We start from the raw sequence: 13,691 nt of genomic DNA on the forward strand, positions 1-13,691 counted from the left end.
AAACGTTAGGTGCTAATTACCAGTAAAATAACGCATAAAAGTTTGGGTATATATTATTTTTCCGTTTAGAAAAAAAATATATAAAATTCAGAAAAATCCTAGTATTAAACCATTGTTCCGAATAATAAATGACAAAGAATGAACGCTATCACCGAAAGAATAATTCCGATTAAAAAAACATGAAACGATTTACGAAGGAGTCTAAATTTTTGATCTATTGTTTTACCTAAGTGATAGGTGTCTTTTGCTATAGTTTCATATAACTCATCTCCCTTATACATTAAGCCCGTCATCTGCGTTACATACTCTTCTTCATTCATGGTATTGAAATTCCCATAAAACAATAAGTTGTTGGTATGCTTCTCCCCGTGTTTTAATTCTGGCCTTGTGGCAAAAATTGCAAATGCAATGGATATGATGTTGGTAAGCAACATCATTACCACAGGATATATTAAATGAGGGTCTTTATCTAGTTGCCCATAGACGGTACCTAAAATTATAGAAAGGATAAGTGCATTTATAGAAATCAATATGTTTGATTTTCTATCAATCATCGTATTGAGCGTGTATTGATTTTTAGAAACTAAGCGAAATAAGGTTTCCGCACCACGTTCTGACCTTGGCTCTACTTTCGCAAGTTTCTTCTTTAATGCCTTTAAGCCGTCCATATCAATATCGAGCTCTTCCATTAAATATTTACTTTCTGCTTTTTGTGTTTTTTTATCTTTTGGCTCCATAAGGATTAAAATTAGCTATTTTATAATTTAAAAAAAGAAGGCATTGAAATATTAAATTTCTCGTAGATACCATAGGGTATCCCTATATCTGCAATAAAAATTTCGGTTTTAAGAGAAAGTATATTAAGAATTTGCTTAGGAGCCGCCAAGGTAAGCACTTGATGAGCCTGGAACATTGGTTGTGTACTATCCTCTGAAATCCCCATAGGAATATCTAATGAAATTTTAAAAGCATTAGAACTATTAGCTGCTTGCATTCTACTTAAAAATACGTCACTCAATGGAAGCCTTTGTGAGAAACCCAAATAGGCATCAACCCAAATATCAGGTGTTGCTATTACTTCTTTTTTCGCTCCAAACAGCAGTGCACGCTCTAATTGCGCTGCAGGCAAGTCTTTGGTAATTGCAACAGGGATATCTAAATACACTTTAAAACCCCAAGCTGCCAACCTACGCGCGGCAACTAAACCGCCACCCCCATTATTACCATTACCTACTCCTATTAAAATAGCAGAAGTTTTAGTAGCTGATAATGCAATCAAATTAGCTAATTGCAAACCTGCACTTTCCATCATTAAAGGTATAGGCAAGTTATACTTCGCTACCGCTAGGTAATCCATCTCCTTAAAAGAAGCTAGTGATAACGCTTCTGTAGCTTTAAAATGATTTTCTATCAAAATTATAATGCCTTATACGTTAAGATTGTTTCTTTAAAAAATGCGCCTGCTTTTTGTTCATCTAAATCTTTCATAGGGTTTATAGCTCCTTTAAAACCTTCATTTTTCCAATTTCCTAAAGATAATTTTTTAAATTCTTCCGTACTAATACCATCATGCCCGCTGTATCCACTAGTGTACAAATAAAAATCATCTACTAGCGTATCTGGTATGGCCATACCAAAACCTACACTAACATTTTCAGGTTTATCCAAGGTAATAAAACCTCCACTATCAAAGTGATGCGGCCAAATTCGAATGGTAGTATCTAAATTTAGCTCTTTAACAACAGCCTCTAAAGAATTTTGAGCAATGGTACGTAGCTTTACCAAACTATTAAGCTCTTCTTGTGCTGGTTTTTTAAATGTAAAGTCAGCTGTTATTTTTTCATAAGGCAAGTCATAATGCAAGGCATAGGTATAGGTTGCATTGCGTTCTAAAACTTCCGTTACATGCTGTATCCATGTCACTATTTCTTTATGCGTTTTACCGTCTAGAAAAATAACCCCCAGTTGCTCTTCATTGCGCAACCAACTGAGTGAAAAATTCTGATAATCTAGCGCTATTCTATAGCCATTATCATTTAAAGGCCATGTTTCCAAAGAACCTTTTTCTGTATTGAATCCGAGGTTGGTATGGCTATCATCTGCCTTTTTATCTAAGAAATTAATCCCGGCTGTTGCTAGGTATTGGGCTGCAATATGAATTTGATTTGTCATGAGTAAATTTTAAAGATTAGTACCAGCATACGGTATCCCTGTTAAATGGTGCATTTCTCTATTAAAGGTTGATAAGTCTTCCTGATTAAATTTAGAGATATCATCATAACCACATGCTCTTGCAATTACTTTGATTAGATTATTGGTCGCATCAAAATAATTATGCAATTGTTTGGCCGAAGCATCAATAATTAATCGGCTTCTTAATGATTCTTTCTGGGTGGCTATTCCTACAGGGCAGTTATTGCTTCCACAAGCTCTCATTCCCAAACAGCCAATAGCTTGTAATGCAGCATTAGAAACCGCAACAGCATCTGCACCCAACATTAATGCTTTTCCATAATCTTCTGCAATTCGCAGTCCGCCTGTAATTATTAAGGTTACCCCCGTAGCATTTACTTTATCTAAATATTTACGTGCTCTTGCTAAAGCCGCAATAGTGGGTACATTTATATTGTCTCGTAAAATGGTAGGAGCAGAGCCTGTACCTCCTCCGCGGCCATCAAGAATAATATAATCTACTCCCACATCTAAGGCAAATTGAATGTCTTTTTCTATATGACTTGCCGCTATTTTAAATCCTATTGGAATTCCGCCTGTACGCACTCTTACTTTATCTGCAAAGGCTTTAAAATCTTTCACGCCATGAAAATCTGGAAAGGTTGCTGGTGATATTGCTGTTTCACCTTCTTTTAAGCCTCTTACCTCAGCAATTTCTTTACTTACTTTACTTCCTGGCAAATGACCTCCTGTACCTGTTTTTGCTCCTTGACCGCCTTTGAAATGAAACGCTTGTACATGATCTAATTTATCCCAAGAAAAACCAAACTGTGCAGAGGCAAGCTCGTAAAAATATTTGCTGTTATTTTCTTGTTCTTTAGGAAGCATACCCCCTTCTCCTGAGCAAATACCCGTACCTGCAAGTTCTGCTCCTTTTGATAATGCAATTTTTGCTTCTCTTGATAATGCACCAAAACTCATATCACTAACAAACAAAGGAATATCTAAGCTCAATGGTTTTTTGGCATTAGGACCAATAACCACCTTAGTAGCCACATCTTCTTCATCTAACAAAGGGCGACTCGCTAATTGTGCAGGTAAAAACTGAATATCACTCCATTTTGGAAGTGTATTTCTATCTACCCCCATAGACGCAGAGAAACCATGATGTCCAAGATTTTTTAATCCGTTTTTTGCCAATTCTTTTATATACCCTGTATAAGGTTCTGTTTCTTCAGGGTGCGTATCTGCGTAAGCCCCTAAATATTCATCCCGATTAAAAGGTTGTGCATGCTTTTCTAAATAGGCATCAATTTCTACCTCATCTACGAAGAGCTCTCCGTTTTCAACTTTTGTTGTAAACTTATGCAGCACTTCGTTATTATTATATTCAGAAACACCGGTATCATACCGATAATCCCAACCATGAACCCCACAGATAAGGTTATGACCATCCATGTGCCCATCAGACATTAATGCCCCACGATGCAAGCACCTTCCGTATAGTACCGATATCACATCATCAAACTTAACAATGACCAAATCAAGACCATTGATTAAGGCGTGAGCCGGTTTTTTGTTTTCTAATGATTTTACTTGCGCAATAACAATTGGTTTTTTCATATGTATATTGGTTTTTAGTATTAAAATGAGAATCCGAGTACAAAGACAATTCTACCACCATCTGTACTATTAAAATAGCCAAGATTAGCTGTTAAAGCTTCTGCTCCAACGACCCATAATGACCCTCCAACAGAGTTATGCCAAACGTTAGAGTTATCATCAGTTGTCCAAACACGACCATAATCAAAACTTCCTGTTACGCCAAAACGAATAGGAATAACACTTGTTTTTAAACCTCCTAAGGGTATTCTTAAATCCGTATTCTGATAAAAAGATTGTTTCCCTGTAAAACGTTCATTTCTAAACCCTCTAAGGCTATTGTTTCCTCCTATTGTAGCACCATGATAAAATTCAAAATCATCACCAATAATAACTTCACCGCCTAATTTGGTAGCCAATACTAAACTCCCACTTTTTGTAAGCTTATGGTTTATTGCTAATTCTGGTTGTAGGTATCCAAAACTATTTTCTGCTGTGGTATCATCAATATTTGTTTTGTATCCTGCTGTTAAGCCCATATTTAATCCTAAGGTAGGAAAAGCGGCGCTATCCTTATTCTCATAACTGTAGGTGGCTTCAGCTCCGCCATAAATCTGATGCTCAAAAATTGTATTGCCTTCTGGAAGGTTTGCTACAAAACGGTCTTCGGTATTTTCAACATCAAATGATTCTACAAGAGGTTTAAACTGGAAGTATCCTCCGTTTGCACCTCTCCAATTTAAAGAGACAGCTGCATTCCACTTACGAATTCTAACTCTATTAAAATCTAAATCATTAACATCTTTATCATACTCCGTTTCATTACCAAACCCAAAGAAATTTTCAGCAAAATTTGGACTCGTATACAAACCTTCTATTCCAAAATTCCAGTGCTTGAAAATATTAGAAAACTCTCCTTTATACGAAACATCAAAACCCGATGTGCTTGTATAATAAGCGGCATTAATACTATGCTTATAGGTAAATGGATTTCTTTGTAAACCATAAAAGGTATGATTACTTAGTACACCCACCTTAAGACCATCATCTGGATTAACCGCAATTATGGGCAAGAGTTGATCAAAACTATATTTTACTTTCTTGTGATCATAGTTGTTGATACTATAATCATCTACAAGCCATTTTTTAGATTTTTTATTGACGATGGTATTTTCCTTACTCTTATAATCGTATATTTTTACTTTCTTGGTGTTTTTAAAGTCATAGGTATCATTCTTCTTACCTCCAATTATTTTTATATTCACAAGGTGATCTCCTTCGCCTTCTACGACAAATGTGTCACTACCATCAAGACCATATATCCATATTTCTTTAGTAACATCTCTGGAAAAAGTACGGTTTAGAATTCCTAAATCTTTACGGTCTATTCTTATGTTTGTCTGACCATTTGGTAGCCTAGTAATTTTAAAATCGTCTGATTTTTGTGTTCCAGTGACTACCTCAAATTTATTTAAATACAAATAATATGCATTGGCAATTTTTAGAAGATTTTCACGTCTTCCTTTTAGCTTTTCTTTTATATCTTCTATTGTAGCCCCTTTAATTTCTGCCGGGATATTTTCAAAAGCCTTTTCTATATCAGCATCAGAAAGCCCTTCTTGAATTGCTTTTGCCTGTTTTTCCCACTCTTTCCAACCAGAAGCATTGATCAATGTTAGATCTAAATGGTAAGGAGATGACGCAAACCATTTTACGCTTCTTAAATCATCATCATAGGTTTGCATTTTACGCAAACCTGGTATTGCTCTAGTTAAAAAACTTATAAGCGCACCGTCATACTTTGAAAAAGCTTGATCCCGATCTCTTGGAATAGGCTTACAGTATTCTGTACCATCTTCATTTTTAAAAAGTGCCCAACGCCATTGATCTTCATGTCTGTCCCAATCTCCTAAAAGCATATCAAAAAGACGGGCTTTAATATAAGAAGGTTCATCTACAACAGATTTACCAGATTTATTAATCTCTTGTAAGACATCAGCAGTGCTTAAAATTTTAACGGGTGTACCAAAAGATTCTGACGCTAATTGGGTATCTCCTACATGCTCTTCTATCATATACAATTCATCACCAAAATCATCATTAAACTCTGCTAATCTTTTTTGCTTAGGAATGTAATAAATCTCTGGGTTGGTATGAAAAACCCCTACAGCATCTGATAAGCCCCCAATAGCAAAAGGAGTGTATGGATGCGAAGTGGTATAAAAATCTGAAAGAAATTTATCTACAACGGTACCATCTAAAGCATCACCAATATACGTGTCTTGAAAAGCATTGGCTTGTAAAAATTTAGTGGTACTCTTTTTTAAAGCCCGCATTACAAACTGTTGTCCGTTTTTATCTTCTAATCTAAGTGATTTTGATTGTTGTCCACCTCCACGTTTCACAGGTGTTAATCCACCTTTTAACGTATCTAAAAGAACCACAGGAACATGTACTTCTTTCCCGTAATATTCTCTATAATGATCTCCCCAAAGTGCTTTATACACACCACTCTTAGTTGTTTCTTCCTTGGTATACACTGCAGCAGATTTTTTAGAAGGAAAATTACTTTTGGTTGCATATGCCTCCGTCTCTTCTTCCAAACCACCTTTTAAAATAGTAGATGTAAAAACTTGTTTTGAAACTCCGTTTTCAAGTGTAAAAAAATGTACGACAACTTTTCCGTTCACTCCAATATCTAAACGTGCGTAGCCATTTTTTGCTAGTGCAAACTGCCCATTATCTTCTTTTCTTACCGCTTCTAAATCCCCCGCCGCTCCACTAATAATTTGAGGAACTGCAGCATTAAGGTATTGTAGGTTTTTACCATGGCCAGAAAGAAAAATAACATCATCTGCTCCTCTAGCTATAGTTTTAAGCCTTTGTCTTAAACTTCTATATTGTGCGTTCTGAAAATCATTAACATCAAAACCACCTATATTCGCCCATAAGCCTTGTCTTGTATTGGTTTCTATAGGATGGTGCATCGCTATAAGAATAATTTTCCCTTGTGCTTTTTTAATTCTGTTTTCGAATTCTAAAAAGAATAAATTTCTATTCTTAATTTCAGCATCTTCATTGATATATACATTCTGATTCCAATCTTCTAAATACCATTGAGAGTCTACGGTAATTAAAACCACATTTTCAGAAATGTCATAAGCATCTATAGGCTCATCATTATCAGGATAAAATTTAGCTTTACTATTTTTATTGATATGCTTTTCAATATCCTTTAAACGCTTGTAGCCTTCTTTTGACCATTCTTGATTGCCACCTATAAATATGGCTTCTTTCTTAAAATCATTTATAATTAAGAGTTGCTCATTAAGTGAGGCTTCATAATTTTCTTTAGGAGCTTCGTTACCCAATAAAAGAAGCATAGGGTTTTCTGCAGCTTTTGCCGCTAGCGCTATTTGAGTAAGGACATGTGTATTTGTTACATCTGAAGTGTTCCCTGTCATGTAAATAGTTTTTTCAATTTCTTGTGAAAAAACTAAACTGGAACTTAGTATCGCAGTTAGCGATAACAAAAGGTTGCGTATTTTAAAAGTTTTCATTTTTGAACCGTTGGTTATTAATTTAATATTTTTTAAGCTGAATAATTTTAAGCGTAATTAAAAGTGAAAAAATTGCAAAAGACAAATAACACATAGGGATACCCCCATCTGTTTTAGGGCACTCACTATGTCCTAAATATTGCATCACCGAAGCGATTATTGCAATTACAAAAGCTAAGCCTGTAAAAAGGAAATACAACACATTCCATTTCTTTTTTAAATGCGCTACAAGAGGAACTAAAAAACAAAACAAGACAATAATACATGCTGGTACCATTCCTATTTTAGGACAGCCATTTCCTGTTTGCACTTCTTCTAGAACAAGCCCTCCGACTCCTATAGTTCCTATAATAAGTAACAATAGAATTAGGCTATAACTATTAATCTTCATTACGCAATTGACAGGTTGGGCACTCTAAACCATTAACCGTACTTTTTAATCGTATACCACTTAAATTTGTGACTATAAAATCTTGGATAAAAGCGTGCTTACGTTCTTTATTATTAACCTCTATTTGAATGTCCTTATATTTTTCGCGAATAACATTCCCATATTCTTGGTCTCCCCAACAATTAGGACATACTGATGCTGGAGTTTCATCAAACGCATCTGGTCTTTTATTGAAAAGTGATTTTAAAAGAGTTTTCATACTATTGATTTATAGTATCTTTTAGCATCATTTTCAGTACTAGCAATTTTTCTTTTTCAACATCTACAATGGTATTTACCTTAGGATTCAGAAGCTCATCTACCTTACCATTAGAATATTGGATTGTAATTTTATTCACCGTAGTTTCATCTCCTAATCCAAAATTTAATAACGCAGTTTGATCACTAGCAAGACCTTCTCCAGTAACCAACCAATCTGTTAGTTTTTTCGTTGGCGTTTCTACAGTGACTTTTGCCCCCATACTTGCTGCATTTTCTACTAAATTAATTTGAATATGATTATTTGACCCACCTTCGTTAAGATAAGCAAAAGCTGGTCCATCTATATTGGTCCAAATTAAATCTAGATACCCATCCTTATTAAAATCACTTACTAAAGCGGTAATCCCATAAAAAGGATTTTCAACACCACTTTCCTTTTCTGTAGGAACAAAAGTGTGATCTTCTTTCTGTACTAAAAATCTTCCTGGTAGTTTAAACAGTTTACTAAATGGAAAATCAACATAATTTTCTGCTACAATTAAATCTTGAAGTCCGTCATTATTCATATCTGCAAAAGTGCATCCCCATGAAAATTCATAATCAGCAATTTTGGCATCCTCTGCAGCATCTGTAAACTTAAAATTACCTTCATTTTTAAAAAGAATCCACTTATCTGTGTATAACTCTTTATTTTTAATATCACCACTTGCCATAAAGTCTGGTGCTGTAGTACCTACATTAGAAAACATAAAATCTACAAGACCATCATTATTATAATCCCCGACAGCCAAGCCCATAGGATAGGCAAATTTCTTTGTTAAAGGATTCTCCTTCATGGTGAAGGTTAAATCTCCATTATTCTTGTACGTTCTAGCCTCTCCGGTATCATGAACTACCACCAAGTCTAACCAAGAATCATTATCTATGTCTACAAAAACACCTTGAAATGTATTGTGTATATATTCTAATCCTGCTTGCTTGGTGATACTAACAAATGTATTATCTCCATTGTTTAACAATAACTCACTCGTAGCACCATAGTCATAACGTTCAAAAATATTCTGGCCTTCCATTAATTCTTTTTTAAGGTAGGTAGACAAGAAAATATCTAAATCGCCATCTTTATCTATATCGCCAACTGTAATCCCAGCAGGTGTAGATTTTTTATTGATTGGTGTTTCAATCTTCTGAATGGTAAAAACACCGTCTGTATTATAATAAATATACAGACCATCTTCACGACCTAGTACTAAATCTGAAAATCCGTTATTATCCATATCGGCAGATATAGCTCCTAAGGTGGTCGTTGTATTTCCTTTTTTAGCCAAACCAACTTCTTCAGAAATTAAAACAAATGCATGATCTCTATAGGCATAGATAGCATCTTCTTGATCCATTCCGCCACCAAAGAATACTTCATCAATATTATCATTATCAATATCAATAAGTGCAGATGGTGCTATAGGCAACGATTTATCACCCCTATATTTATGGGTGAAATCTAGAGGAATACTCGTAAATTTTGGAATCTTCTCTGTGGCAATACTAACATCGTACTTGTCAGAAACGGAATCTTTCCAGAAACGAAAAAGGACGATCCCTATCATTAATACTAAAGCGATGCCTAGTACTTTTAAAATCTTTTTAATCATGATGTAATGGTTTTATAAAATTGTTTAGTTGATATATGGATAGGCTAAAAAGTATGAAATGAGTGATATTCATTAAAATAGGTAAGGTATGCTGCCCAATAGATGGTATTGCTAGACCACTAAGCGCTATGGCTATTAAAATTGTTATCGGATTAAAAAAGGCCATCCATTTTTTATAGTAGGTGCCTCCTTTTAAAATAGCACTCACAAAAGTGATGGATAATAGGGCAATTACTACGCGTAATGCCTGTACCAATAGCTCTGCATGATTGGTATAATGCGCTATTAGGTTTTTATAAACTTCTGGATCTATAGCCTCTTTTAAGTGCACAATATTCCCTATTGTTGCTCTGGAACCAATCCAAATACCACCTACTGCAAAGGCAATAAAACCTAAACCAAGCGTAAGTCTAGCGAGTGTTTCACTACCAGACCTTAACATTAAATAAATATGAATATAACCTGCAAAATAGAATGGAAGTCCTATGACTGCTAAAAAATGGCCAAGCGTCATGTGCTCTAGGCTTACAAACGCAAAAAATTCAAAGTCTTTTGCATGTCCTAAAATATTGGGAGAATAATGTAGTAGGTACTCTCCTGCCCCCACTAATAAGGCTCCTAATAACCCTAGGTATCCTAAGATTTTAATTGTCGTATTGGTATTCATAAATGATTTGGTCTAGTTGATTGCTTTAATCGCTTATTTAATTTTCAGGTATATTTTGATGTAGGATTGAAATGTATTTTGAATCATAAAATATCTTTTCCTCTTTACGCAAAGTGCTTAACACATTATTTACTGTTTGTCGTGAGGTATTGGTCAGGTTCGCAATATCTTTATGAGATAGTAGGTTTTTAGCTTCAATTTTATGCTCCTTAACTACTCCAAATTCTTCGATGTATGATTGAATAAAATCTTCTATTCTTGTTTTACTGTCTTTAAATAAAAGATGCTCTAATCTGTTTTCTAATTTTTGAATTCGCAATCCGTAAATTTTAAGAATTCTATTTTTTAATGAACTATGCTTTTCTATAAGTCCTTCCATCGTATCAGATTCTATATAGCAAATGATAGAATCCTCAAGCGTTTGCGCCATTTCTTTTGAAGCCGCTTCAAGATTAAATAAAGAAAGTTCTCCAAAAATATTACCATTTTTAACAATGTACTTTGTTGTATTATTAGTGGTGTCCATGATTTTAACTGCGCCTTTTTTTAAAAAGAAAACACACTTCTTATTGCGAGTACCAATTTGTATGGTTTGCCCCTTATCAATATTTTCCATCTCTAACAAATCGCACATTTCCATCATTGCAGACATCCCTAATTTTTTAAAAAGATTAAAATCTTGTAGAAACCAATATGTCGTAAGTGTTTTCAATAGTTGCTGATTTTAAGCTAATTATAAAACTAAGATTAATTATCCTCACTGGAACCTAAAGTATTTTCAGATGTTACTTCAGGCGACACTTCGAACCCATTTACCCGAATAAGAGATTACGATATTGGACGTAACAAACCATCAGGAATTACATTTTGTAATTATTTAAGTATTTGAAACCATGGAATCACGGCAATTTTAGGACCTAAAAAATAACAAAAAACAGGTGTAGCACTTAAAGTGCATATTGCAGAAGAAAGAAGACGAGAACTTGCGTTAGAGAGCCATGGCATCTATGATTACAATAGAACTGATGCCGCTTAACAGGTCATATTAACACCGGAGTAAATGTTGGAAAGTTAAATTATCACGCAAGTGAAATTGAAGCTTCAAGAATGGAGCAAACTTTAGGTTATTGATCTCAATTTTTGGTTCATAATGAAAACCGCAGAGCTATACTCCATTATTTTTATTATACCTTAAAGCATGGTTTATTAGAATAAATTTAAGGCAACGTATGCTGTTTTTATAGTTGATATTTTAGCATCATGCGAGGTCCATGCAAAATACATTTTGTCACCCACTCTTTCCATTTGAGGAAACCCAGTGTTTCGAGAGTCGCCCAATACACTTATAGAAATTGGCGTAGATTGCATCCCATCTTTAGTTACTTTCATTGCTTTTAAGTAGGTTGTTTTCGCAATTGTTTCCATCCAACTTACTATAGCAGTATCAGGGTTTAGCATTTCAACATCTACCCTGCCCAAAGTTTCCTTATTGCTTATTAAAATAGGCTCTAAAAAATCTTCGCCTCCGTTTTCAGAAAAAATTAATTGCACTTTTGGCTCCCCATTTACAGCTGTAAACCAAGCAACTACTATGTCATTATCTATAGTATCTACTTTAGGGCCGTTCACAGGACAGCCATTTATTTCCCATCCATCCTTATGAATAAATTTAGGAGTCGTCCATTTTCCATCTACGCGTCTTGTAATGGCAATATCTCTAATCTCCTCATCAGTACGGTCTCTGTATAAAACAATAGGGCCATTAGCCGTAATTGCCGCAGTAGTTTGGCAACAGCTGCAGGTTTTAGGATCTAAAAGCACCTCTTCGCTAACGATACCTTCTGAAGAAACCTTAGCAGCTCTAAGAGCCATAGTACCTCCATGACCCGCATGCGCATCAGCTGTATCAGACATTGTATTTCTCCCATCTAGCCAAGTGATAAAAAATGAATCCTCTTGATAAGGTAAAGCCGTAACAAAACCATGTTCTGTTTTTGTACCATCTGTATGTAATACCTTCTGTGTTTGCCATTTTGAGACATCCTGCGGCAAAACATTTAATTTGATATCATATGCGAAAGTTTCTTTGGAAGATTTTTTAAGGTAATGCGCAAGTAGGTTTCCATTATTCTCCGTAATTGTTGGATAATCTGCCCAATTTACAAACCAATCTTTACCTGTTATAATTTCCTTAGGCTGCTCCCATTTGCCATCTTTTAAATAGGAGTAATTAAGTTGCGTTACAGAATCATTGATCCTTTTTACCCAAGAGAGTATGGTTTGTTCCGTATTTGAAAACAAATGCGGTAATGATGTTTCTGTTCCTCCAGGAAATGCCAAAGGGTGTACCACCACAACATTTTTTTCTGAGGATGTTTGCTCTTTCTTTTTAGACGTGCATGAAACAAATAACGCTAGTACTATGGTTGCTGTTAGGAAGTGTATAAGCTTCATTTAGTTGAAATTTTTTAGTTTCTTAATCATTTCGGATGAATCCCACTCAGCTGCTCCCCTAATTACGGTGACTTCCTTTCCTTGCTCGTTGTAAATGAATGTGGCTGGTAATGCATAAATTTTTAATTGCGATAGCGTACCGGTATAGCGTATAAAATTAAGTTTAACATTCGTTTGAACTTTAAAATTATTTATGGTTTCGACAGACTCATCGGTAGCTAAAAGAAAGACATAGTTGTCTTCTTTCAATAATGCCATGGCGCGCTCTAAAGAGGGCATTTCCTCAATACAAGGCCTACACCATGTTGCCCAAAAATTCAGTAAAATTTTCTTGCCTTTATAATCATTTAAAGAAATAGGATTACCCTCTAAATCGACGAATAAACTAGAAGCAGTGGTAACAACATTAATCTCATTTACCGAATCAATAGGTTTTTTTTCTATTTGATTGCATGAAATTGAACAGGCTAAAAGTAAAATTGTGATTCCTAAATGTCTTCTCATATGCTATTAATGCCTCCCCAAACAAAAATAACAAATTAAACCCATGAAGCACCAGGATGCACGAAAAGTGCTACTTTGATTTGGTATTTAGAAGATGTTAGGGTGAATATTCTATCTTGTGGTACCCTTAAAAGCGATTCAGAATGAAGGTGACTCGTAATTTATCATCTAAATCCATGGCAAATCTGGAAACGGGTTGCCCTTCTCTTAGCGGAAATACCAGCTCTCCTTCAAAGGGCCTATGAAGCTCATTGAGGAATTTCATATCCTATGTTGTGGCTGCAAAGTTGGCACTGATCTTTACATCTATTTTTAGACTTGTAAGTTTCAGCCAGCTTGAATCTTTCAAGGTAATTTCAAGTAAATAAGTTGGGAACCTACGGATAGAAATATGATGAAAATTAACTCTTTCATGGTTGGTCTATGGT

12 protein-coding genes are annotated in these 13,691 nt (G+C 34.9%); all 12 read right to left on the reverse strand.

The features are described from left to right. Positions 1-104: 104 nt before the first annotated feature. Positions 105-737 (reverse strand): Pycsar system effector family protein, encoded by a 633-nt coding sequence (locus GQR94_RS07065; protein WP_158974826.1) that lies wholly within the window; start codon positions 735-737, stop codon positions 105-107. 20 nt (positions 738-757) lie between these two features. Continuing rightward, on the reverse strand, positions 758-1,414 hold the full coding sequence (locus GQR94_RS07070) for an NAD(P)H-hydrate epimerase (protein WP_158974827.1): 657 nt from the start codon (positions 1,412-1,414) through the stop codon (positions 758-760). 2 nt (positions 1,415-1,416) lie between these two features. Then, positions 1,417-2,172 carry a hypothetical protein gene (locus GQR94_RS07075; RefSeq protein ID WP_158974828.1) on the reverse strand — a complete coding sequence of 252 codons (756 nt, stop codon included), beginning with the start codon at positions 2,170-2,172 and terminating at the stop codon, positions 1,417-1,419. Between the two features lie 9 nt (positions 2,173-2,181). Next, complete coding sequence (locus tag GQR94_RS07080) at positions 2,182-3,795, reverse strand: glutamate synthase-related protein (protein ID WP_158974829.1); 1,614 nt, start codon at positions 3,793-3,795, stop codon at positions 2,182-2,184. A 20-nt stretch (positions 3,796-3,815) separates the two neighbouring features. Further along, positions 3,816-7,238, reverse strand: coding sequence for a metallophosphatase (locus GQR94_RS07085; protein WP_158974830.1), 3,423 nt, complete (start codon positions 7,236-7,238; stop codon positions 3,816-3,818). 118 nt (positions 7,239-7,356) lie between these two features. Then, positions 7,357-7,725, reverse strand: a complete 369-nt coding sequence (locus GQR94_RS07090; RefSeq protein WP_158974831.1) for a hypothetical protein — start codon at positions 7,723-7,725, stop codon at positions 7,357-7,359. Then, a complete protein-coding gene (locus GQR94_RS07095) occupies positions 7,715-7,984 on the reverse strand; it encodes a hypothetical protein (RefSeq protein WP_158974832.1) in 270 nt (89 codons plus the stop codon). The genes GQR94_RS07090 and GQR94_RS07095 overlap by 11 nt, the downstream gene beginning before the upstream one ends. Before the next feature lies 1 nt (position 7,985). After that, positions 7,986-9,638: a CRTAC1 family protein gene (locus GQR94_RS07100; protein WP_233268654.1), complete on the reverse strand. Its 1,653-nt coding sequence runs from the start codon at positions 9,636-9,638 to the stop codon at positions 7,986-7,988. Further along, positions 9,631-10,305 carry a DUF6796 family protein gene (locus GQR94_RS07105; RefSeq protein WP_158974833.1) on the reverse strand — a complete coding sequence of 225 codons (675 nt, stop codon included), beginning with the start codon at positions 10,303-10,305 and terminating at the stop codon, positions 9,631-9,633. The genes GQR94_RS07100 and GQR94_RS07105 overlap by 8 nt, the downstream gene beginning before the upstream one ends. A 37-nt stretch (positions 10,306-10,342) precedes the next feature. Further along, positions 10,343-11,017, reverse strand: coding sequence for a Crp/Fnr family transcriptional regulator (locus GQR94_RS07110; protein WP_158974834.1), 675 nt, complete (start codon positions 11,015-11,017; stop codon positions 10,343-10,345). A gap of 494 nt (positions 11,018-11,511) precedes the next feature. Then, positions 11,512-12,759 carry a hypothetical protein gene (locus tag GQR94_RS07115; protein WP_158974835.1) on the reverse strand — a complete coding sequence of 416 codons (1,248 nt, stop codon included), beginning with the start codon at positions 12,757-12,759 and terminating at the stop codon, positions 11,512-11,514. After that, positions 12,760-13,263 (reverse strand): TlpA disulfide reductase family protein, encoded by a 504-nt coding sequence (locus GQR94_RS07120; RefSeq protein WP_158974836.1) that lies wholly within the window; start codon positions 13,261-13,263, stop codon positions 12,760-12,762. Positions 13,264-13,691: the final 428 nt, after the last annotated feature.

It is taken from the genome of Cellulophaga sp. L1A9 (genome assembly GCF_009797025.1).
GTDB lineage: Bacteria > Bacteroidota > Bacteroidia > Flavobacteriales > Flavobacteriaceae > Cellulophaga.